We start from the raw sequence: 23,459 nt of genomic DNA on the forward strand, positions 1-23,459 counted from the left end.
TTAATTAGATTTAATTCCCGCACCACAAAGTGGGATGACGATTTTTTCTTCTGGTTGCTTCTTATATTTTAAGTAAGCTGCATAGTTTACTGCTGATGTGACTTCTACATAAAAGCCTTTGGCAGCAAGCATTTGTCGTGCATTCAAAATTTCAGCTTCTTCTATATCAATAAATATTCCGCATGTTTCACGTACCGCTTCTAAAATTTGTTTTGAACGTGCAGGTGCTGCAATCGCAATTCCTTCTGCTAAAGTCCCTTGATTCGTAACCGGTGCAGCGACGTCCCTCCCATTTTCATAAGCCTGAACAAGAGGTGCACAGTTTGCCGCTTGGACTGCAATCATTTTCGGCATTTTATCTATCAATCCGTTTTCCAATAGCTCTTTAAAACCATAAAATGCACCAAGTAAAAGAGTACCATTTCCAACAGGAATGATTAATGAATCAGGTGCTCCTGATAATTGCTCATAAATTTCATAGGCATAGGTTTTAGTTCCTTCATAGAAGTAAGGATTATACACATGACTTGCATAAAAAACCTTTTCTTCATTTACTGCTTTTTGTGCTGCAGCCGCTACGTCCTCTCGTGTACCATGAATGGCCTTAATATTTGCTCCATGTGCTTTTATTTGCGCAATCTTTTTCGGTGAGGTTTCATCGCTTAAATAAATATCGCAGGCAATATGACAACGGGCTGCATAGGCTGCAATCGCCGTCCCAGCATTTCCACTGCTATCGGCAATCACTTTTGAAACCCCTAACTCCTTCGCCTTACTCATTAAGACAGCAGCCCCTCGATCTTTAAAAGATAGTGTAGGCATCATATATTCGACTTTTACATATGTATTTGGCTCTAGGGGGTCTAAAACGATCAATGGAGATTGGCCTTCACCCATTGTAATCGCTTTCCACGTATTCGAATCTTTTCCGAATGGCATCGTTTCAACATACCGCCATAACGAGTTCGGATAGTTGTTCCAAGCTAATTTATTTATTCTTGGTGTCTCTTTTACAATATTAAATACGCCACCACACTCACACTTCCATAAAGTCAGTTTAATATCATACTTTTTTCCACAGCTGTTACAAATAAATTGTTCCATCATTGATAATCCTTTCAACTGTTTTTATTTTAAGTAGAGATTTTCATTTTAATAAAGTAAAAATTATATAACTATTATGTAGTACCTGTCCCAAGGTGTAAATTAAAAGCGTTATCCATTTAGGATAACGCAGTAGTCTATTGCTATCATAACCTTAAATAGTCATGAAATGCTGTGTATGTTTCCATATTTATTTTTATCAGATTTAATATACTTCGTAAAAATATAACGCACGATTGGGCCCATAATAATAAGTTGTAACGGCAAGGCAACGATTATATTTTTACCATAAACAGATAAATAATCAGTGATTACTGTGTTGGAATCAAATCCATTTTTTAAATTAGACATAATCATTCCGTAAATGGACATAAAAAACGCCATTCCAATAACCATACATATCGAAATTGTTAATACTGTATAGATTTTTTTTGTTGTATTGGCGGTTAATTGCAAGGCAATTTTTTTAGCAAGAGGTCCAACGAGAAACCAGTCAAGGATAAAGGCAATAATAAACCCCACCAGGAAATCTAAAATTCCTTCAATAAAAGTTATTTGACCAAAGGTACCATTAAGGAAAAAATTATACATAGTCATAACTAAAACCATTCCAAAACACATGAGTAAACCAAATTGTAAGCTTTCTTTCTTTGTTGTTGGCAATTCCATCATCCCTTCTTTTGTATACCTCTTGTATTATAAGGATGTAAAAATTGCCTCGTAAGTGAACATTTTGTGAAATAGGTTTTAATTCAATCAACTGACTGTTTTCTTCCTAACAGAAAAGTATTTCATGGCACCTATTAATGAGCTGGAAACAAAGCGATCGAAAAGACCACTGTAAATCTATTAAATTGGACGATGTCATATGGAGTGAACCATTCCGTAAAACCTTAGAATTTGTTAGTCTATCAAAAAGTGCTCCTTTATTGAAGCCAGATGACCATGAAGAGTTGTCAATGATGAGAAAATGATCTGCAAACCCACGTATGCCCCAATGGAAATCATCCAACTACGATTTTGTTTGGTTCTCCTTTTTCTGTGATCGTTAATAGCAATAATGTTTGAGAAAAAAGCCTTTTAAAATACTTTATTTCTATAAATACGAATCGATAGTAGCCATGAACCTATATATAAAGTTATAACCAATAAGCCAATCAAGAAATAAAGCTGAGTATTTTCTAAGCTTAGTAGCATGTGAACCAACTCTCTAATTCTATCGTTTAAGTTTTGAACGACAAAATTTACAACTAACAAATACACGCCAAATCCTATCATAGTAGCGATTAACAAGTAATTACTTTTGAACTTATAACAGAATGGCAACATTAATGAGATAGCCACCATCACAATTCCAACCATTAGCAGGATGTCTTTCCATTCAAAAAGTTCACCACGAATGATGAAATTTCCTATAAAAATGGTTGCAGCTACCATCAACGTAAAGAGAACCATAACAATATACTTTGAACTGACAATTTCTTTCCGCGTATACGGTAGAGAATTGATGAGCATATGGATGGAAGACTTTTCATCCATCGATATGGCATTCATCGAAATAGCAATACTAAAGACAATCCCTACCCAGAGGGGGGAGGCATCTAAAAATAAATAAATACATAAACCAAGTAATAACAGCGCTAATGTTTTTTTCTGTAAGGTTAGATCTTTACGTATTAAATTGAACATACTGTTCAGCCCCTTTCTTTGTGTAGTACATAATATCTTCAAGAGTTGGTTTTTCAATTAACACCATTTCACCAAATACCTCTTCTGTCCTTACTTTATTTGCTGTTAATGCCTCAAACCCATAATTTGATTTTCGGATTGATATAAATTCCTTTTCTGTCTCTCGATCTAATAGATCCAGTCCTCCTTTAACAATCGCGTACTCCTCTTCAATTTGATACAATTCCTTTGTAAAAATATGCTCTCCTTGATGAATAAAAGTGATATAATCCGCAATTGTGTCTAAATCCGTTGTAATATGGGTCGAAAAAAAGATTGTTTTATTTCCATCTTGCATAAGCTGATGCAGGATATCCAACAGCTCCCGACGAAAAATTGGGTCTAATCCAGACGTAGGTTCATCCATAATAATTAATTCCGCATGATGGGATAAAGCAATAGATAGCGAGGCTTTCATCATCATTCCTTTGGAAAATGACTTAATTTTTTTAGTTAGCGGCAAGTTAAATGTTTTCACATAATCATTGAATAGCTGATCATCCCAATTTACATAGGAGCGTTTCACAATCTCTTTCATTTCAGCCAATGTTAAATGATCATAAAAAACATTTTCGTCATATACAAAACCAATGCGCTGCTTGATTTCTTTTTCATGCTCCTTATAATTCAAACCAAATACAGAAATCGTTCCACTATCAGGCTGCAATAAATTCATGATCAGCTTAATCGTTGTGGATTTCCCTACACCATTTCCTCCGATAAAACCTGTGACAAATCCTTTTTTTACGGTCAATGTTAGATCCTTCAGCTGAAAACCTTCGAATGATTTATGAACATTTTTAATTTCAATCACATTTTCCATCATTCTTCCTCCCTATATAAGATGGTAAGCAATTCTTTTAGTTCTGTTAGCGTGACACCAATTTCCTTACTATTTTTTATCGCCGTCACCAATTGCTCTTCAATCGCCTTCATTTTTCCTTCTTTAATCATTTCATTATTCTGATCCGATACAAACGAGCCTTTCCCAACCACTGAATAAATAAAACCATTCTTCTCTAATTCTTCATAAGCACGCTTTGTCGTAATGAGACTTACATTCAACTCCTTAGCTAATTGGCGCATGGAAGGCAAATGATGTCCCGCTTTCAATCTATTCGCAAGAATATGATCTTTAAATTGAGTATAAATTTGTTCATATATGGGTTGCTTTGAACGATTCGAAATGATGATTTGCATGACAAAACCTCTTCATAAATTATATATATATCGATACATACATTATATACAATATACACAAAGTTATTTTCATTTTCAACATAATTTGGAAAAATAGTAAAAATATTTACCATACAATTTTTTCTTCCGAAAATGGCTCCAATTCTGGCAAGCGCCATCTGTTTAGAAAATACTGTTTTCATATAGTTTGTTGCTTTTAAAAAGCCTCTCCGTAAATCCTCAGATGATATTGATTCGTTATAACTTTACTTAAATATGTTTGAGAAAAGAGCCTAAAAAATAAAAAATGCTCTACTCTATCGTAAGTAAAGCACTTCATTAATTAGATGCGTACATTTAAATGTTTCTTAGTATTTTCGCTGGATTACCAGCAACTATTGTATTAGCTGGAACATCCTTTGTCACAACAGAGCCTGCAGCAACAATGGAATTGTCCCCAATGGTAACCCCTGCTAAAATCACACAACTTCCACCTATCCATACATCGATTCCGATTCTAATTGGTATGGCATACCCACTTTTATTTCTATCTTTTGGTTCAACGGAATGACCCGCCGTATATATTCCAACATTCGGTCCTATCATACAATGATCACCGATTCTCACTTCAGCCATATCTAAAATAGTACAGTTGTACCCGGCATAAAATTGATGACCGACATGAATGTTGTAACCTAGGTCACAATGAAAATTATGTTCAATACTAGGGCTTTCACCAACACTACCGAATAATTCATTTATGATTTCTATCTTCTGTAAATCCTCATCAACGTCCATATTATTCAGTTTCCGAACAAGTTGATGTGCACGATTACTCTTCCTTTTTAATTCCTCTGTCCCTCGTTCATAATAGATTTTTTCTTTATCAGTCATCTCCTAAAACCACCTTCGTATTTCTTTCAAGCACATTACCCTACAAATCAAAAATGGCGTTCAATAGATTAATAAATACTTTTTCTTTTGGCTTTTGTCCTCCAATTTCATAAAGAACACCCCAATAATGTGCTTAATTATTCATTATATGGATACCTTATTTTTTCCTTCTGCTATTGAGTCATCTGTCACTTTTATGTACGACTGTTTCTTAAATATTAGTCATTTTTATTTTTTTTAAATGTTAGGGGAGTCATTTTCATCGACTTTTTAAATTTCTCGATAAAATAGCTTGTGCTGTTAAATCCTACTTGAAAAGCAACATCTGTGACATTGGAATCTGGTTGCTGTAATAGAGCTTTACTCTTCTGAATTCGATATTCCGTAAGATAATTTGATGGGGTTTTCTTTAAATACCGCTTAAAATATCGACAACATTCAGATCGGCTCAATTGCCCAGCTCGTGCTATATCTTTTAGCATTACTTTCTCTGCGTAGTGTTGATGAATCCAATTTAGCATTTGCTTCATTCGCTTGTTCCTTATCATTTCTGACTGTTCGTACTTTAATTGGAAACCGTTTATGATTAAGTTTTGCCACATCAAAGTTAATTGTACTGTGATGTCAATTTCATAATATGGGGACTTTTCTTGCATCAAATGATTGATCTTTATAATCGCATCTAAAATGTTTTTCCCCCATTCTTCCTTTTTGTCTAGGTGTACATACGTTAAATTTGTTGCTTGTATATACGGAGCTACATAGGTTGCATAGAGATCTTGAGCTAAGACGAAATGAGGTGAAACATTTAAGCAGATATAGACACATCCAGAATGATTAATCTCCTCAGCCATGTGCAGACAGCTACTATTGATAAATAGCCCCTCACCTTCTTGGACGATTATTTTTTCTTCATTTACTTGAAATACAGCTTCTCCTTTGATGATCAGGACAAATTGAATTTCATCATGCCAATGGAGTGGGATATGTCCATTTATATTTTGGTTAATTGCCGTTTCATAGCAGGCAACCGGTAACAATAATGTACGATGCTCGGTTAACTCTTTATAACTTTGATCAACAGTGAAATGTTTCAAATAATCACCTCAATATATTGATACTTTTATATTCAATTTAGATATTTTTTCAGGAAAATACCACTAATTATTACAATAGTACAACACGATTTTTATATTTAAAGGTGGAACATGACTATGAACAGAGGTAAAGGCTTATTTCTTGTTATAACAGGAGCCATATTTTGGGGAATTGGTGGTACGGTAGCAAAAAAGCTGTTTCAACAATATGGGATTGATGTGAACTGGCTTGTTTCAACACGACTACTGATAGCTGGTGGATTACTATTAGTGATTCAATTAATTGGGAAGGACCGTTCTCAAGTACTAACGGTTTGGAAAAATAAAAGGACAGCTATTCAGCTAATCATTTTCGGTTTAATTGGTATGCTTGCGGTTCAATACACCTATATGGCCTCCATTAAACATGGGAATGCTGCGGTGGCTACGCTATTGCAATATTTAGCGCCTGTCTTCATTATCATTTACTTAATTATACGCAAACAGGCTACCCTAACACGGCAAGATTTATATACCGTGTCGCTCGCATTAATTGGTTGCTTTTTCTTATTAACAAACGCTTCACTATCACAATTATCCGTTCCGACACCTGCAATCATTTGGGGGATTTTATCAGGACTAGCGTTGGCATTTTACACTTTATTCGCTATTCCTTTACTGAAAAAGTATGATTCCCTTGTCATTGTTGGCTGGGCGATGATTATCGGAGGCTTTGCATTAAGCTTTATTCACCCACCTTGGCAAATGGACTTTTCTCATTTAACCCTTGAAGCATATTCATACTTAGTTTTTGTCATCATATTCGGTACAATGATCGCATTTTGGTTTTATATAAAAAGCTTACAAAGTCTATCACCTAAAGAGTCTAGTCTTTTAGGCAGCATCGAGCCTTTAGCTGCTGTACTAACGACTGTCTTTTGGTTAAAAGAGCCTTTTGGAGTTTTCCAATGGGTAGGTACAGCTTGTATCATAGGTATGATCCTATTATTGGCTTTAAATAAAAAGGCTTCTTCGCCAAAAAGGCAATCTCAAAAAAGAAGGAGACCCTTTATAGTTAATCTATTAAAGGGCCTCATTTTTATCTTAACGATCATAGACTCAAACGCCAATTATTGCAGCTCATAAAATTTCCTGGAGGGTATTCGAATTCACATTCAGATAGTAATTGAAAATGAAGCTTCCGACAAATTGCATTTGATGCAGGATTATCAATGGAAGGGAAAGCATGTATGTATTTATGCTTGTTCATAGAAGCTGCCTCATCAATGGCTAATTTCACTGCATTTGTAGCAATTCCTTTTCCTTGATAGGCTGGTAGGATGCTCCATCCAGTTTCATAGATACTTTCTCCGTTCCAAGTAGTTTCCCAATAACCTACAGAACCAACATGTTCGTACTCTGGCAATACAATAACGGAAAACATACGCCCCCTATCACCTAATTCTAAATATCGGTTATGACGTTTCAAAATCTGCTCTTCACTCTCTGGACCTCCGAGGTGCTGCATCATTTCTGGAGAATTAATTTGAAATAGTAAAGTAAGATCTTCTTCTGCCCAAGGCTTAATCTGAATGATTTGGTTACTTGCCTCCATATTTTTTCATCCCTTCACAACGTGTTTGTTACTCTTTCTATATGGAAGCAAGAATTTCCTTTATTACGCGTTTATTTACTCTCCCGCTCAATAACTTTTTTAAATCCCATATTTACTTTTAAATTTGAAAATCTCTTCAACAGCTTGGCGATATCCACCCGATGCTTGAAAGGATTCACTAGTATTTGCAGCCATGCTTTGGAAGGAAGGATTATTTAATACTTGATCTACAGCATCACGTAGTTGATCTTCGGTCAAGCTTTGCATATTTAATTTAATTCCTGCTCCGATTTTGACAACTTGCTCGGCAATGATCGGTTGATCCGCACTTTGTGGGATGACAATGAGCGGTACCCCATAATAGAGACCTTCATGTGCACTATTCATTCCACCATGGGTGATAAATAATTTAGTGTTTTTTAGCACCTCAGTTTGCGGAACATATTGTTTGACGATGAAGTTTTTAGGAATCTCGCCTAACTCAGCTATTTGAGTTTTCTCGCCAATTGACATGACAACATGATGATCCGTGTTCCCCAATGCTTGGATACAAAGCTTATAAAAGTCAATTGCATGATTCATGATCGTACCAAGTGAAATGTAAATGAGGCTTTTTCCCTTTATAGCCCTCATGTCGAAGCTTTCTTTCGTTGGTCGGATAGAGATGGATGGGCCAACAAATTGATAAGTTTCGTCAAATGTTTCTGCAAGAGGTTGGAACTCCCTCGTTGTATAAACCATTGTAAGTGGTGCAGGATTACAAAATACTTCATAGGGCGAATGGATTTGAACATTATATTTGTCTTTAATATTAGTGGTAAGATGTTGAAATTCATCATTTAGCGTTTTAAGTATATCTGTAGGGATATTTTCTGAAAGTTGCTCCAGCATTTGATCGAATCCTGCTTTTGTTTCGGCAAAAGAAGTACAGGAATTAATGGCAGGGAGTTTAAGGATTTGTGCGAGCAAACGTCCACACCCAAACATCGAATCGTGGATCATATAATCAAACTGCTCACCTTCTATTTGCTCAAGCACACTAGGTATAATGATGTCCGCTGTACGCAATAGACCATTGATTCTTTCGAGTAAAAACCTTCGTCCACCCGAAATAAAGGCTTTAATAAACTTGTCACCGTCAAATGTTCTTACAGTAGCTCCTGTCTTCTCAATGCGCTCCCGATAAGCTTCTATTGTAAAATACACGACATCTTCCCCACGTGAAATAAGTTCTTGCACAACTCCAATCGTTGGATTCACATGTCCTTCTGATCCACCATTAATAAATAAAACACGTGCCATTTATACACACTCCTTACATTACAGTTCGTTATCTTGATTTAGCTCTTTTCTAAATTGAAAACCTTCAATTCTCTTAGAAAAGAGCCTTATTCAGTCATCATAGCTACGGAAACACTTTTTCAATCCCTATACTGATAAGATACTATTTTTTCATCACCTGTAAACATATCCTTGATTTTAAATTGATTATTTTCCACTTCATTCTCTCCAATAATGATCACATAGCGAATCTTCTCTTTATTTGCTTTTTCAAGGGCTTTACCTAGTTTTTTGTTACTCATCTCATATTCGACTTTATAGCCTTGTTTTCTTAAATAATTGGCTACTAATAAGGATTCTTTTTGAGTTCCTAATGGAATAATATAATAATCCACATATGGATTTTCCTTCATTTCTTCCGTAGATGTACGTATAGCCGTATAAATAACATCAAGGCCGAATGAGATTCCCACCGTTGAAAAGCTCTCATTTGTTCCTATCAACCCACCAATTGCATTATCATATCTGCCACCACTTCCAATACTGGATTTAATCGACTGGTCCGTTAAGAATATTTCATAAATAGTACTAGTGTAAATCTCTAATCCCCTTGCTAAAAAAGGATTAAATACACATAATTTCTCTACTTTAAGAAATTCTAGATAGGATTCGAGCTCTTTTAATTCATCTAAGCCTTGCCTTACTTTTTCATTTTGATTCGAATAGGATTCAAAATAGCTAAAACTTGTATTATTTTCATCAGTTAAAAATTGATTTATTAAATGAATCGTTGAACTTGATAATCCCTGTTCACTAAGTTCAGAAATAACAGCAGCTAAGCCTACTTTTTCGAGCTTATCTAGAATTAACACAACCTTGTTCATTTTTTCAACCTCTATACCAAATACTTCAAGCATTCCAGTTAGCAATTTTCGATTATTATACTGAATGGTTACCTTTAATTCGAGTTTATTGAATACATCCAAGGCCATCATCATTAATTCAGCTTCTGCTACTTGCGAATCTACTCCTACAATATCAACATCACATTGTGTAAATTCTCGAAACCTCCCTGTTTTTATAGGTCCATCTCTAAACACTTTACCAATTTCATATCTTTTAAAAGGCATCTTTAATGATGGGTTCATAGCAACAACTTTTGCAAACGGAATAGTTAGATCGTATCTCAATGCTAACTCTCTTTCTCCTCGATCAGTTAACGTGTACATTTCCTCTAATATTTCAGCACCACCGCCATATTTCGAAGCAAGCAATTCAGTATAATTTAATATTGGTGTTTCTAGTGGTTGACATCCATATTGTATAAATACCTCTTCTAAAATTTGTCGAATATTTCTTCGCACCACTTCAGCATTAGGTAAATAATCTTGAGTTCCTTTTACATTTTGATAATCCATTTTCTTCATCGTCTTAACCTCCAAATTTTAATAAGTGTATAGCTCTTTCCTCCATGGAATGAAGAAGATAAGTTAAAACTTATCTACATAGCAACATTCCTTAAAAAAAACGAAAAAACCGCACCTGATTTAAGTGTTTAACTTAATCAAATACGGTTGAATGATAAATAGCCTTCCTATTTACGATTTTTTAAATCGGCTAGCAAGGCTACTTGATATGATGATGTAATTGTGAGAACAGCTTAATTAACTGAAATGAACGCATGATACCCACCTCTAATTTCCAATAATATACTATACTCCATGATTATTTTCAACAACATTCTGCTAAATTAAACGATAGTAGTATAGTCAACTTTTGATGAAGGTTGTTATACACATCTCTTTTTAAATAAGCTATTAGGTAAAAATGAGGATTTATGACTGATTTAGAATATGAAGTTGATTATATATCACAGAATTATTAGAATATTATAAACAGCAATTGGATGAATGAATTAAAATATGGGAGTTATTTTTCGCAAAAAGGGGGATAGAAAATGATTAGTAGAAAGTTATCTTTTGTCATTATGACCATGTTAATGGCCATTTCATTAATGTTTGGGGGTGTAGAGAAACAAATCGCGAAGGCGTCGACACTAACACCTGCATCAAAATATACATTATCTATAGATGGGAAAAAAGTTAATGCTAATGTTCAAGTCATCAAAGGAAGGAGCTACGTCCCACTAAGAGCAATGACGAACAAATTGGGATACACAATCTCATACTCCCTAGTAGATGAATTAGACCTTTATCAATATTATGAAATTGATGGAGCAAGCAAACGAGTCACTATTTGGGGAAATAAAAATAGAGGCTATTCGATTATAAAAAGAATTGGAAAAGCATATAGTCCTGACGATATTCAAATATATGATGCAAAAATCAAATGCGTTAGTGAAACAGATCTTTGTGAACTGATTAAGGATATCTATGATGGCCCATTTGTAAAAAATAATACACTTTATGTACCAGTCCGCTACATGGCAGATGCGTTCAGTTTAAACGTAAAGATTTCTAATAATATAATTCATATAACAAAATAAAGCTATCTCTATTGCAAATTTTCTAGCTTCTTCCATTTCCCACTACTTCATATCAAGCAGGCTCTGATACAAGCAGTGGGTTTCTTTCCTTCTACTAATCTTATGATCTTAATAGTGAAGTTTATTAATTGTTTCGAGGGCTTCTTAGTTTGCTTTCTCATTTTTATCCATTAAAGCTGTAATGAGGATGTAAACTACCGCATAAATAATAGACCTAATAATGATATCAGACCAATCAATTGCACTTTTTTTTATATAATCCCATATCACAAAGAAAATAAATATTGCTATACCAAATAATAAACCCTTCCAAAGTAAATTCATATATAAGTGCCCCCCGTAGCCATTAAAATTTCATCCTTGTAGAACATAAAGTGGAAAATAATAGATGGGGAAAAGCTGTTTTCTTTAAATTAGTTAAGACTTTTTTGAGGCACAGGTAGAATGTTTATTTGTTCAAACCTCCTACATCCTATCCTTATTCACAAAGTAAAATCAAATCCCCTAAAAATTTTAGCTCTCAGTAGCGATATTTCGTTCATAAATATGAAAAAAATAATGATATGGATTTTTATCATCCTTTACGCCTTTTTCAACAGATACTTCTTTCCATTCATCATAATTAACTTCTGGAAAAAAGGTATCTCCTTCAAATTCATGATCAATTTTTGTTATGTACATTTTCCTAACATAAGGTAAGAATAATTTATAGATCTGTTCTCCCCCGAAGATAAAAATCTCTTCTTCGTTTTTACACATCTCAAAAACCTCATTCATTGAATAAGCCATCTCACAATTAGCAAATATGACATTTTTATCCCTGGTCAAAATAATATTTCTTCTATGCGGTAAAGCCCTGCCAATCGATTCGAAATTTTTCCGACCTAATATGATTGGATGTCCTTTTGTAGTATTTTTAACATATTCCCAATCCCGAGGTATTCTCCATGGAATATCATTCTTATAACCAATGACTCTATTTTTATCCATTGCGACAATTAAAGAAATTTTCATATGCACAAACGCTCCCGTTAAATCTGCTTAATTACTTTTGCTGGATTACCACCGACTACTACATTATCTGGTACATCTTTAGTAACTACTGCACCTGATGCAATGACAACATTATCACCTATCGTCACTCCTGGAATTATTACGGCACTGCCACCAATCCATACATTATTACCAATCGTAATAGGTTTTGCGTACTCTTTACCCGAATTTCGTTCAATTGGATTCAGTGGATGTGTGGCCGTATAAATGTGCACCCCAGGTCCAAACATACAATTATCCCCAATCTGTACTTTACAAACATCTAGGATGGTACAGTCAAAGTTTGCAAAAAAGTTTTCTCCAACATGCGTATTATAGCCATAATCAAATCTTATATTTGGCTCCATATATATATTTTCACCAGTTGAACCGAGTAATTCCTTTAGTAATTGCGTTCGTTTTTCTCCTTCTGTTTCAAGGGTTTGATTATATATTCTAACCTTTCGTCTTGCTTCATCACGTTCCTGTAATAAAACTGGGTCAGCGGGATTGTACATTTCCCCAGCTAGCATTTTTTCTTTCTCTGTTTTCATAGGTATCCTCTTCCCTAGTTAATTTTTATGCGAAAGTAGTTTCGTAACTCGTTAATTTCCTTGTAAAGCCAAAATTTGAATGATAGTTTGCATTACCGCATCCTCTTCATTCGATCGAGTAATAAAATTTGCTACTTCCTTTACTTCTTGAACTGCATTTCGAACTGCAAAGCTATACAAGCCACATGCCATAAGCTCAATATCATTATGACCATCTCCGAATACCATTGTTTCTTCAAAAGTAACATTTAATAAGCGTTGTAAATGTGCCACTGTAGTACCCTTATGAACATTGACATTAGCTATATCAATCCATGCAGGCTCCGAAGCGACCATATATGCTCGGTCAAAAAACTGAGATAATTTTTCCCTCGTTTCAAAACAACCAAGAGCAGGATCATGAATGGTAATCTTAACAAAATCCTCTGTTATCTCATTAAATTCTGATACCTGTTTTACTTGGGCATAGGATTTTCTAACAATGGCTGCTTCTGTTGGAGGGATGTTATTTTTAATCATTGCACCACTTCTAGTGCAAGCAATGATTGTATGGTACAGACTTATTTTTTCAAGACAACTTATTATTTCCAATCCTAATGTGTTATTAATAAGAGATTCATAAACAAATTTTTTATTATGTTTGATTCGTGTTGCACTATCACCTAAAATCCATAAATCGTCTGCATCTTCACCAAATAATTCTTCTATGCGCTCGCATTGCTTCCCAGTAACAGGGGCAAAAACAACTCCCTTTTCATTCATTATCTTTTTTACATCTTTATACAGCTCCCGGTTAAAGTCGCCATCATTATTAAGGAATGTCCCGTCCATGTCAGATAACACTAATTTAATCATTTAAAGCTCCCCCCTTTATATTGTAGATGCTCATTTCTCCTAGATCATTTACATACTATTTTCTCAGTGAAATGGAAGTGGATAACAACTTCAACTACAATGATTAGTTATAGCTTTACCTGACTAGCATCATGTTTGAGAAAAGTGCCTTTCTTTTTCAAATCGATATTTAATTTTTCTGAGCTTAAAAGCATGGCTATAACAAAAAACAAAATACAAAACGGGAAGATCCCGATTGTTGAATGAGATGCAAGGAAACCAAGAAGCGGCGGCATAAAAGTACTACCAGTATAAGCAACTGCCATTTGATAGCCCATAATTATCTGGGATTGCTTTTTCCCAAATCGAGTGGGTGTTTCATGCAACATACATGGAAAGATCGGAGCTAAACCTAAGCCGACCAATATCATACCTATCAGTGCGAAAATAGATGGAAGGGGCAGGGATAAAAGTATGGCACCAATTAAAGCAATGATTTGCCCTAATCGAATGAGAGTCGCATTATTCATTTTAAAGGTAATAAATCCTGTAATAAATCGACCAACAGTAATTCCTCCATAATATAGAGAAACCCATTGGGCAGCAACCGCTGCAGGTAAGTGTTTTACATTTACTAGAAAACTACTCCCCCAAAGACCAACTGTTGATTCAACCGCACAATAAAATAAGAAAGAGATCAGTGCCAGTTTAACTCCTTTGATTTGTAAAGGTTTGAGATTTTTTGTATCATCCTCAAGATTTTTATCTCCATCTGAATCCTTATTTAGAGTGATATTCCTATTTTTGATCACTCTGTTCCATAAGGGCAAAGAAAGGAACAGGATGACAACTAACGTAAACTGAATGCCGGAAATGGCAAAATATCCATTTCTCCATGAATTTTGTCCGGAAATAAATTGAGCGATAATAAGTGGCCCCACTGTCGCTCCGACTCCCCAAAAACAATGTAACCAGCTCATATGGTGTGCTTTATAATGTATAGCAACAAAATTGTTTAACCCTGAATCAACCGCTCCAGCACCTAATCCAAGAGGGACGGCACATATAAATAACCAAATAATTGATGGGGAAAAATAAAATCCTAGCAAAGCACAAGCAGTCAACAAGCAACTGATTAAGGTAACTTTTCCTGTTCCAAACCGTTTAAGGATCTTTCCACTCACTAAACTGGAAATAATCGTCCCTCCAGCAATTGTCATAAAAAGGAATCCCGCTGTATCAAGTGGCGCATCCAAATCCGATTGCATCACGGGCCACGCTACCCCCAGCAATGAATCTGGTAAACCTAAGCTGATAAATGCCAAATAAATAATGACCAAAAGGAATGTTGCCATCCTACACCTCACCATTACATATTTTTGCGTTTCACTTTGTTTATTTGCTTCTGTTCATCATAAGATCAATTCCAAGGCTTTGTAATCCAAATAAATAGTCCTGCTTCCACTCACTCACTGTTAACTCTGGTAGATGTTCTGGTGGAATATATTGCGAACTGACTTTCGTGATTTTTTCCAATACTTTCTTTTCAACTTCATCATTACAAAAGATGATCGTATGAGGGTTTATAATCGCTACAAATGAGGCTATTAATCTACTGATTGCATCTATTTCATCATCCTCGGCAATCATTCTTGATCCACTTTTCTTTTCTAACACCTGACCAAAATTTCGATCATTATACTGTGGGATGTATGAAACCTCTCCAGAGAAAAAAGTGCTTCCTCTTACTACATCCCCATTAATCATAATTCCCGCTCCCGGACCATTTTGACCAGAATACAAATATACTAGTGATTGATTTTCTTTGATCCCCTTATGATGGTGAAATCCGAGAACAGCGGCATTCATATCATTCTCTACTACAACAGGTAAAGAAAAATAATCCTCATAGTATCCTTTCAAGTCAAAATTTTGAAATTGCATGTAACCAGGTATATGAAAAACCCGACCACTATCAACTGAACCTGGAACTCCAATTGCAACCGAACTGATTTTGGAATAGGTAGTCATTATATTTTCAATACACTTAGTTAATAAATTCAAACCATCATCAACTAATACACTTGGAGCTTTTCCAAGTTTCTTTATTTCACCGACACAATTGAAAATTGCATAATTCGTCTCTGTCTTCTCTAAGAAAATGGCAAGACCTAGCATATGCTCCGGATTGTATCTATATCTTTTCGCCTTTCTCCCACCACTAGATGCATCAAAACCCACTGAAATAATTTCCCCATCCTTCTCCATTTGCGTTAAAAACTTGCTTATCGTTGGAAAACTAATATCTAAAGCGTGGCTTAGCTCAAGTTTAGTCGCACTTCCAAGGTCTAAAAGAGTCGAACGAATACCACGAAGGATAAGCTTCTTCATCGATTTTGGTGTTGCAAAAAGGTCACTCACTAATTTCACCACCTAACTAAATACTTATTAAAGAACTTTAATAAGTTTTGGTGACAATATACCATATAAGTTTTTTAATAACAATATTAAATTGAACTTTTAACAACTTTCTGATTATAAAATCTGTACGCATCCTTATAAAAAAGTGCTTCGTTAGTAAAATAGATGAACCTTCTGGAAAATGCGGATTTACATCCTTAACAACATCCAAATATAAAAAGCCTCAATTTCCTCAGAAGCTAAATTTGAGAATTGGGCTTTTTCCGTTTCAAATAAACGGTATCTTACAAATGTATATATTTTACTTTGGTAAAACAGGGACCCAAAGTTCATGTCGTGGTTTATGCTTTGGACCGTAATAACATTCTATACACGGTAAATTTGCAAGTTCGTACTCAGAAGTTGGAACCCATTCAGAATATAAACGTTTCCATGCATCCACTATGTTCGGAAAAACAGCCCATGTACTTGCTGGAATAATGAGTGTTTCCATTTCGGCTGGGGGTTCCCCATCGTATCTCACACCCATAAAGTAAGTAAACTCTTCATCTGTTATGGCTGCCTCTTTTCCACAAACCCCCAAAAGGCTTTCAAGCGTGCATTTTGGATTTTCCCATGACATATCTTTTAATTCCTGCATGAATCCATCTTTTTTTGCAGTGTTCCAAAGCGTAGGAATTGTATTAAATGCTCTGCTAGTCTTTACTGGTTTACCTTTTCCTACAATTCTTAATTCGAAATCTAGCTTTTCAATTCTGTAATCCATCTCGGTATCTCCTTTAATAGAAATTTGAAAGGAAATTTTCGGAAAGGCTTTCAACTGGACACCTTTATTACGCGCATTAGATGGGGTTACTCCATGCATTTTTTGAAAAGCACGTGAGAAAGTATCAGAAGAAACATAACCATATTTTATTGCCACATCGATGATCCGAATATCACTTGTTTGAATTTCAAATGCAGCGAGTGTTAATCGCCTTCTTCTAATATATTCAGAAAGCGATATCCCTGAGATGGAAGAAAACATTCTTGAAAAATGAAATTCAGAGCAATTAGCTGCCTTTGCAATCTTTTTATAATCAATCTCTTCATCCAAATTACTTTCAATATAATCCAATGCATGATTCATTCTATGTAGCCAATCCATAGCCATACTCCCTTTCAACTATACTGTAAAACATGAATAATCATACTACCCGACATTTCATGCCTAAAAATGTTGGTAAATAACTACGACATTTAATAGAAGGATAAGCTATTTTTCCTTCTGATCGTTTCCTATAAAATGGAGCCCCCTAAACATTTGTATTGATTTTTACAGTCCTCCTTTTTTATAAAAAGCAATGGAATCCACATCAAAGACTTGAAATGATTTACCAATCTAATAAAGGAGAGATTACCCAAAGAATGATTCGTATGCCACTTTACTTTAAATAACATCTCATAGAACCAATTTCTTTGTAAATACTAAAGTTAAATAATAATCCGAGGTGATCTCAGTATGCAACAGAATCAACAAGGTAAACAAAATATGGGTTCTATTATGAAACCAGAATTTGCAGGTACTGATACACAAAAGGTAAAACAAGAAATTCAAAAAGATGTAAGCCAAGGACAAGGTGCAATGACATCCCGAGAAGCAGGAGCAATGCGCGATTAAAAGCCACTTCAAGTGGCTTTTTTCCCCCTTATCCACTGTCTATTTCATTTCAGTCTACTGAACGCAAGTAGACTTAACGAACTTCTTAAATTTATCAGCTTCTTCTACAAAAGGATGATGATTACTATGCTGAAATGTTGTTAGTTTGGCATTGGGAATTAAATTTGCAATCTCTACCCCATATTTATAAGGACATTCTACATCATGCTCACTAGCATAAATATAACTTGGTGTTGTTATGTTTACTAGATCTTCTCTTAAGTCATATGTAGGAATTTCTTTCGCAATAAAATGGTTTAGACGAACGCCCACAGTCTTACCACTGTTAGGGATTTTTAACGCCTCTTTAAGTGTTTCCTCTGAATAAAAGGACATTAAATCCCATTCATATCCTAATTGTTTCCGAGTTTCTGTGGGGGTACGCGGATCATTCAGTTGGCTCATTATCTCCATTATGCGAGTAAAGTTAGGATTCCTTCTGGAATAAATACACTTCGGATCTGAACTATATTCTTTACTAGCGGAAGTTCCTCCGGCAATTATCTTTGTTAATGATGATGGTACAAGTATGGCATATTTAAGTGCGAGCATCCCTCCTGTGGAATGCCCAGCAAATCCCCATTTATCATATCCTAAAGCAATTCGGATAGCTTCTAAATCTTTCACGGATTCATCCATACTATATTGATTTTCACTATCGGCTTTGACAGAATTACCACAGCCACGAAGATTAATTAAGAATACTTTATAATCAGATGTAAATGGATTGGCAAAAGTATTTCCACGCTCATCATATGAACAATATAGATGGGTGACGCACAAAGGATTGCCACTACCTGAAACGAACACTTCAAATTTCCCTCTATTTGTTTCAATAAAATCTTGCTTCCACATTTTTCTCCCTCATCTTCTCCTATTATCCTGATTTATTCATTTAGTAACTTCAACAAAAAAAGCGTTTATCCTTCTTGGATAAACGCTTCGATCGTTAACTCAGTTTCTGTGTATAGGACCTTCACTTAGTTAGAAACGAATGATGTGATCATTTGTTAAGCGATATTCGATTCTTTTTTAGGATGTGATTTAAAAAACATTTTCATCATTGGAGGGGTAACAATGGTGGTCACAAGTACAACCACAACAATGACAGCAAACATGTCTTGACTTAATAACTTTGATTCTAAACCAATAGATGCAATTATTAATGCCACTTCCCCACGAGAAACCATTGCTGAACCTATCCCCAATGAGCTATTCCACCCAAAACCAGCTAGTTTAGCACCAATAGAAGCGCCAATTAACTTCGTTAAAATTGCTAATATACTCAGAATGATTATAATACCTAGGTTTTTCGTAATACCCGTAAATTGTGCTGTAACACCAATAGAGGTAAAAAACACCGGAACGAAAATGGAATAACTAATCGTTTCAACCTTCTCAAAAACCTCGTGTTTGAAGTTAGTTACACTTATGGCTACACCAGCAATATAAGCTCCAATGATTGCTGCAACACCTGTATATTCCGCAAAATAGGCATAAATAAAACAGATAATTAATGCAGACGAAATGACCGTTTCTGTTACTTTTAATGATGAGAACCTCTTCAAAAACCAAGGAACTACCTTCCAACCAATAAGAATAGCTGCTGCAAAGAATACAACTTTCTTTAAAATAACAGTCGTTAAATGAACATCTCCCCCAGCAAAACTCATTAAGAAGGCCAATGCAATGATGACTACAACATCATCAATGACGGCAGCTCCTAATATCGTCGTTCCTTCAGGTGTTTTTAATTTGTTCATTTCTTTAAGTGCTTGAACGGATATACTCACACTTGTCGCCGAAAGCAATAAACCTAAAAACCATGATTCCATCGTAGTTAGACTTAAAATGATTCCCCCAAAATAACCTAAAACAAGTGGAACAATTATCCCTCCAAAACCTACAAATGTTGATGCCTTTCCTGTTCGTTTGAATTCTTCTAAATCGGTCTCTAATCCAGCAATAAACATTAATAAGATAACACCTATTTGACTAAATTCAGCTAATGTTTCTGTCTCATTTACTAATCCTAATACCGATGGACCCAGAACAATACCAATTAAAAGTTTTCCAAGAACAGATGGCTGCCCTAATCTTACACTCAAACTTCCAGCTATTTTTGATGCAATTAAAATAATGGCTAATTGTAATATTACCACCCTTTTGACCACCTTTCTTTTTATAAGATTGGTTAAAATCTAACCAAAAATACAAAAAGAGCCTGTTACTAAAAGACATAATAGTCCCTTAGTGACAGGCTCCTCCAAGTACGTTGTATTTAATTATTTACATTGTAACATATTTCAAAGCTGAAAAGCAGGAAAATTCTTTTAATATTTTCATTAACCAGATATCGACGGAATCAAAACAGTTATATAGAGTCGACAATCATTAAGAAGTAAAGTTTGAATCAATATGCGGTAACCTTACAGAGCGATTGATTACCCTGAAGAAGAAAAACGAGTGTACACGGTAACCATACTGAGCGATTGATTACCCTGATCAAGAAAAACGAGTGTACACGGTAACCATACTGAGTGATTGATTACCCTGATCAAGAAAAACGAGTGTACACGGTAACATACTGAGCGATTGATTACCCTGATCAAGAAAAACGAGTGTACACGGTAACCATACTGAGTGATTGATTACCCTGATCAAGAAAAACGAGTGTACACGGTAACCATACTGAGCGATTGATTACCCTGATCAAGAAAAACGAGTGTACACGGTAACCATACTGAGCGATTGATTACCCTGATCAAGAAAAACGAGTGTACACGGTAACCATACTGAGCGATTGATTACCCTGAAGGAGGTTATTGCGTCTATATTGTAACCAAATGGAGTGTTTGAATACCGAGAAGGAAGAAAATACCGATTCATTCAGCTAGTCCCTTTCATTTCAAAAAAAAAACAGAGCTGAAAACTCTATAAAATCGCTTTGAATCCTTTATTGGTTGTAAAACATGCAGTTGGGCTTTGACAAAAGCAACAAACTATAGGAAAACAGCTTTCCATAAATATTTATTTCTGTTTTATTATGTGTTGCCAATGTGGAGGAAGATCATGTGTTTCAAGATGTTCGAATTTATTTAATTTAACGTCGCCAGGAATTGTTGGAGCTATTTCAAATGTTATCCTGTCCTTTCCAACTGATATATGCGGTCCAACGACTGGTGTAGTTTCTAATGTAATTAGAAAATGAAAGGATCGAAATCCATCAACTCTTTCAACGTTCACAATATCAACTTGGTATGGATAGACCATTGGTGATTCAGTTAAATAATCAGAGTAGTAATCGCTAACCACTTTTTCTATTTCTTTACCTAACAAAAGCATTAGAATATCTTTAATCATTAACTCTTTGGAGTCTTCGGATGGGTATGAATGATTTATTTGTGCATAACAAGAATCATCCCATGGAAAAACAAATGAAAGTGCGATAAGTAAAGGAATGATGTATTTATTCATATTTACCCCTCCATATCACAGAATTTTTTTTAGTTTTCCTCACAGATTAATTTTTAATTATCAGCAAATCATTAATCCATTCGATCATATTTAATTTTCCAATTTCACTATAAAAAAAAGAGCAAAATCCATTTGAATTAAGCCCCCATTCGTACTATAACTTTGTTTCCATATAAATTTTATCTCTTTATGATTACATCATATATTTCATTTACAATTCTGGATATCGAAAATGTTCCATCTACAATGATGTCTGAATTAGGCTTAATTGTCTTTAGCATTTCAAGATAGCCCCGTCTTCCTTGTGAAATATAATTTTCCATTTCAATCAAGATTCTTTCATGGGAGCTATTTTTAAAATCTCTTATTAATCTACGTGCCATTGCTATATCCAATGGAGTATCAATATACACAGCTAAATCAATCAATTGACTAGTTTTAGAGTGCTTATAGGCAAATGGATAATCAAGTACAATGAAATCTAAAGGCTCAGAGAGTAATCTCTTTATATCTTTAATGAATGGATCTAAATTCCACTCATCATAATTAGCCCCATTATCAACCCAATGAATAATGTCATTGGGACCATCAAAATCATAGTCATCAAAAAATAGTAATTCAGAACTAGATAATCTATCATTTAAATGTTTGGCTATAGTTGTTTTCCCTCCACCAGAAACTCCCGAAATAGCAATAACAACTGGTTGGTTTCCTTTCTTCATAACATCCACCTCTATTTCAAAAGGCTTTTGCATACCTCTCCTTTATTTTCATAAACCTTCATTGATTTTTAATAAGGCACTGGATATCTATCTACAAGACAGTTTATCTGAAGCTTTTCACTTTGTCTTAAAATGGTCAAAGCAACTACGCAATCGACAGTGCTTTGATTTAATGTTCGTTCAAATGATTCATATCCTTCAATTTCATTTCCATCCATTTCTATAATAATATCATCAGGCTTAATTCCAGCAGCCTCTGCTACCGAACCTTCCTTCACCTGTAAAACCTTTGTACCTTTATTTTTCTCGTTGGTTGTATGTGCAATACCAATCCATGTTTTCCAATATTTTGAGCGATTATCAATTCCAGTTTCATAGACGCTCTTTAGATTTTCTAAAAATTGAGCTGTTCCAAACAACATATTTTCCTTTGTAGCTGGGTTCATATGACTAATAAAAGAAGCCTGATATTCAATACTTACCTGAATCCCATTTTCAACTTCTTTTAAAGAAGTAATGGTCGTAAAATCCCCATCAAGGCTCTGAAGTACAAAGCGTTTCATTGGATCTATTTCTGTAAATACCCCTTCAGATGTTGCCCCCCAGCCATGTTCCATATAGCCTCTTCCACCTATTCGAAATTCAATCTCAGCATTTTTGGTATACCAACGGTTTAAATGCTCAGACTTTGTCAACGCATCCCAAACTTGCTCTAAAGGGGCATAAACGACAATTTCTCTCACTACGGATTCCTCAGTCATCTTTATCTCGAAACTCTCCTTTTTCCACATAATTTTTTAAACTTATGAGCTGTTCATCAAGTAGTTCCCCAATGTAATGAAGCATTTCTTGGTAAGCCGTTTGGAGTATGCTGAGATTTAATGAATAGATACGATATTTCCCATTCAACCTTTCTGAGATCATTCTTTCCTCCAATAAAATAGTCAAATGCTTCTTAATCGCAGGCTGAGAGATATCAAATGCTTCGACTATCTCCTTTTGAGTTTTATTTCCTTGTTTTAGCATACTTAATATACGCCTTCGTGTTGAATCACCTAAAGCTCGATAAATATCTGGCACCTATCATACCCTCACCCTCATCATATAACCATTAGGTTATATGTAGTATAAAAATAAAAGGAATAATTGTCAATATTTTTCTGAAAAGTTGAATACATTTTATAACCAAACCACCCCTCTCGAAAAATGTTCTCCTTTCTGTTTGACAGTTAGGTTTCATCCTGTTGTTATAATCATAAAATATTAATGGATGTAAATGTAATAAACTGATGTTTATTTTTAGAAAATTATAATTATTTAATCATTACTTGTGTTAT

General features: G+C 34.9%; 26 protein-coding genes and 1 pseudogene. 3 read left to right on the forward strand and 24 right to left on the reverse strand.

The window, feature by feature from the left end; translation table 11 throughout:
- The 8 genes and pseudogenes from NST63_RS20815 to NST63_RS20850 all read right to left on the reverse strand — a co-directional run bounded on the left by NST63_RS20815 (position 1) and on the right by NST63_RS20850 (position 6,002).
- Entirely contained in the window at positions 1–1,104 is a 1,104-nt protein-coding gene (locus tag NST63_RS20815; protein WP_341043616.1) for a threonine synthase, read from the reverse strand.
- 162 nt (positions 1,105–1,266) lie between these two features.
- Positions 1,267–1,767, reverse strand: coding sequence for a DUF2798 domain-containing protein (locus NST63_RS20820; RefSeq protein WP_058006672.1), 501 nt, complete (start codon positions 1,765–1,767; stop codon positions 1,267–1,269).
- 140 nt (positions 1,768–1,907) lie between these two features.
- Positions 1,908–1,982: pseudogene (locus NST63_RS20825) on the reverse strand (hypothetical protein); the annotation flags it as partial.
- Positions 1,983–2,184: 202 nt separating this feature from the next.
- Positions 2,185–2,793, reverse strand: coding sequence for an ABC-2 transporter permease (locus NST63_RS20830; RefSeq protein WP_078109435.1), 609 nt, complete (start codon positions 2,791–2,793; stop codon positions 2,185–2,187).
- Positions 2,774–3,655: an ABC transporter ATP-binding protein gene (locus tag NST63_RS20835; protein ID WP_341043617.1), complete on the reverse strand. Its 882-nt coding sequence runs from the start codon at positions 3,653–3,655 to the stop codon at positions 2,774–2,776. The genes NST63_RS20830 and NST63_RS20835 overlap by 20 nt, the downstream gene beginning before the upstream one ends.
- Positions 3,655–4,032, reverse strand: a complete 378-nt coding sequence (locus NST63_RS20840) for a GntR family transcriptional regulator (RefSeq protein ID WP_058006655.1) — start codon at positions 4,030–4,032, stop codon at positions 3,655–3,657. The genes NST63_RS20835 and NST63_RS20840 overlap by 1 nt, the downstream gene beginning before the upstream one ends.
- A 336-nt stretch (positions 4,033–4,368) precedes the next feature.
- Positions 4,369–4,905, reverse strand: coding sequence for a sugar O-acetyltransferase (locus NST63_RS20845; protein ID WP_212944312.1), 537 nt, complete (start codon positions 4,903–4,905; stop codon positions 4,369–4,371).
- 218 nt (positions 4,906–5,123) lie between these two features.
- The gene (locus tag NST63_RS20850) at positions 5,124–6,002 is read right to left on the reverse strand and encodes an AraC family transcriptional regulator (protein ID WP_341043619.1); all 879 of its coding nucleotides are present in this window, start codon (positions 6,000–6,002) and stop codon (positions 5,124–5,126) included.
- Between the two features lie 117 nt (positions 6,003–6,119).
- On the opposite strand from NST63_RS20850, the gene NST63_RS20855 reads away from it, so the two are divergent.
- Complete coding sequence (locus tag NST63_RS20855) at positions 6,120–7,127, forward strand: DMT family transporter (RefSeq protein ID WP_341043620.1); 1,008 nt, start codon at positions 6,120–6,122, stop codon at positions 7,125–7,127.
- Here NST63_RS20855 and NST63_RS20860 read toward each other — a convergent pair.
- The 3 genes from NST63_RS20860 to NST63_RS20870 all read right to left on the reverse strand — a co-directional run bounded on the left by NST63_RS20860 (position 7,093) and on the right by NST63_RS20870 (position 10,304).
- Positions 7,093–7,596, reverse strand: coding sequence for a GNAT family N-acetyltransferase (locus NST63_RS20860; protein ID WP_341043621.1), 504 nt, complete (start codon positions 7,594–7,596; stop codon positions 7,093–7,095). The two genes, NST63_RS20855 and NST63_RS20860, sit on opposite strands and share 35 nt — an antisense overlap.
- A gap of 99 nt (positions 7,597–7,695) precedes the next feature.
- Positions 7,696–8,898, reverse strand: a complete 1,203-nt coding sequence (locus tag NST63_RS20865) for a macrolide family glycosyltransferase (RefSeq protein ID WP_341043622.1) — start codon at positions 8,896–8,898, stop codon at positions 7,696–7,698.
- A gap of 119 nt (positions 8,899–9,017) precedes the next feature.
- Positions 9,018–10,304: a histidine--tRNA ligase gene (locus NST63_RS20870; protein WP_341043623.1), complete on the reverse strand. Its 1,287-nt coding sequence runs from the start codon at positions 10,302–10,304 to the stop codon at positions 9,018–9,020.
- Between the two features lie 530 nt (positions 10,305–10,834).
- Here NST63_RS20870 and NST63_RS20875 point away from each other — a divergent pair.
- Entirely contained in the window at positions 10,835–11,383 is a 549-nt protein-coding gene (locus NST63_RS20875; RefSeq protein WP_341043624.1) for a hypothetical protein, read from the forward strand.
- Positions 11,384–11,527: 144 nt separating this feature from the next.
- On the opposite strand, the gene NST63_RS20880 is transcribed toward NST63_RS20875, so the two are convergent.
- From NST63_RS20880 to NST63_RS20910, 7 genes are all read right to left on the reverse strand, one after another.
- The gene (locus NST63_RS20880; protein WP_341043625.1) at positions 11,528–11,707 is read right to left on the reverse strand and encodes a hypothetical protein; all 180 of its coding nucleotides are present in this window, start codon (positions 11,705–11,707) and stop codon (positions 11,528–11,530) included.
- Positions 11,708–11,896: 189 nt separating this feature from the next.
- A complete protein-coding gene (dfr, locus tag NST63_RS20885; protein ID WP_341043626.1) occupies positions 11,897–12,397 on the reverse strand; it encodes a DfrD/DfrG/DfrK family trimethoprim-resistant dihydrofolate reductase in 501 nt (166 codons plus the stop codon).
- A 17-nt stretch (positions 12,398–12,414) separates the two neighbouring features.
- Positions 12,415–12,969 carry a sugar O-acetyltransferase gene (locus NST63_RS20890; protein WP_341043627.1) on the reverse strand — a complete coding sequence of 185 codons (555 nt, stop codon included), beginning with the start codon at positions 12,967–12,969 and terminating at the stop codon, positions 12,415–12,417.
- A 51-nt stretch (positions 12,970–13,020) separates the two neighbouring features.
- On the reverse strand, positions 13,021–13,824 hold the full coding sequence (locus NST63_RS20895) for an HAD family hydrolase (RefSeq protein WP_341043628.1): 804 nt from the start codon (positions 13,822–13,824) through the stop codon (positions 13,021–13,023).
- A gap of 107 nt (positions 13,825–13,931) precedes the next feature.
- Positions 13,932–15,158, reverse strand: a complete 1,227-nt coding sequence (locus tag NST63_RS20900) for an MFS transporter (RefSeq protein WP_341043629.1) — start codon at positions 15,156–15,158, stop codon at positions 13,932–13,934.
- Between the two features lie 40 nt (positions 15,159–15,198).
- On the reverse strand, positions 15,199–16,194 hold the full coding sequence (locus NST63_RS20905; protein WP_341044229.1) for an ROK family transcriptional regulator: 996 nt from the start codon (positions 16,192–16,194) through the stop codon (positions 15,199–15,201).
- Between the two features lie 331 nt (positions 16,195–16,525).
- Positions 16,526–17,371, reverse strand: coding sequence for a GyrI-like domain-containing protein (locus NST63_RS20910; RefSeq protein ID WP_058006667.1), 846 nt, complete (start codon positions 17,369–17,371; stop codon positions 16,526–16,528).
- Between the two features lie 354 nt (positions 17,372–17,725).
- Here NST63_RS20910 and NST63_RS20915 point away from each other — a divergent pair, with 354 nt between their 5' ends.
- Positions 17,726–17,884 (forward strand): hypothetical protein, encoded by a 159-nt coding sequence (locus NST63_RS20915; protein ID WP_341043630.1) that lies wholly within the window; start codon positions 17,726–17,728, stop codon positions 17,882–17,884.
- A gap of 54 nt (positions 17,885–17,938) precedes the next feature.
- On the opposite strand, the gene NST63_RS20920 is transcribed toward NST63_RS20915, so the two are convergent.
- From NST63_RS20920 to NST63_RS20945, 6 genes are all read right to left on the reverse strand, one after another.
- Positions 17,939–18,778 carry an alpha/beta fold hydrolase gene (locus NST63_RS20920; protein WP_341043631.1) on the reverse strand — a complete coding sequence of 280 codons (840 nt, stop codon included), beginning with the start codon at positions 18,776–18,778 and terminating at the stop codon, positions 17,939–17,941.
- A gap of 155 nt (positions 18,779–18,933) precedes the next feature.
- Entirely contained in the window at positions 18,934–20,085 is a 1,152-nt protein-coding gene (locus NST63_RS20925) for a cation:proton antiporter (protein ID WP_212944282.1), read from the reverse strand.
- 868 nt (positions 20,086–20,953) lie between these two features.
- On the reverse strand, positions 20,954–21,400 hold the full coding sequence (locus tag NST63_RS20930; RefSeq protein ID WP_212944280.1) for a DUF3888 domain-containing protein: 447 nt from the start codon (positions 21,398–21,400) through the stop codon (positions 20,954–20,956).
- Positions 21,401–21,579: 179 nt separating this feature from the next.
- Positions 21,580–22,122, reverse strand: coding sequence for a hypothetical protein (locus tag NST63_RS20935; protein WP_341043632.1), 543 nt, complete (start codon positions 22,120–22,122; stop codon positions 21,580–21,582).
- A 68-nt stretch (positions 22,123–22,190) separates the two neighbouring features.
- On the reverse strand, positions 22,191–22,883 hold the full coding sequence (locus tag NST63_RS20940) for an SRPBCC domain-containing protein (RefSeq protein WP_341043633.1): 693 nt from the start codon (positions 22,881–22,883) through the stop codon (positions 22,191–22,193).
- Positions 22,876–23,202, reverse strand: coding sequence for a metalloregulator ArsR/SmtB family transcription factor (locus NST63_RS20945; RefSeq protein WP_341043634.1), 327 nt, complete (start codon positions 23,200–23,202; stop codon positions 22,876–22,878). Before NST63_RS20945 ends, NST63_RS20940 begins: the two co-directional genes overlap by 8 nt.
- Between the last annotated feature and the right edge of the window lie 257 nt (positions 23,203–23,459).

It is taken from the genome of Heyndrickxia sp. FSL W8-0496 (genome assembly GCF_038007825.1).
GTDB classification, from domain to species: Bacteria; Bacillota; Bacilli; order Bacillales; family Bacillaceae_C; genus Heyndrickxia; species Heyndrickxia oleronia.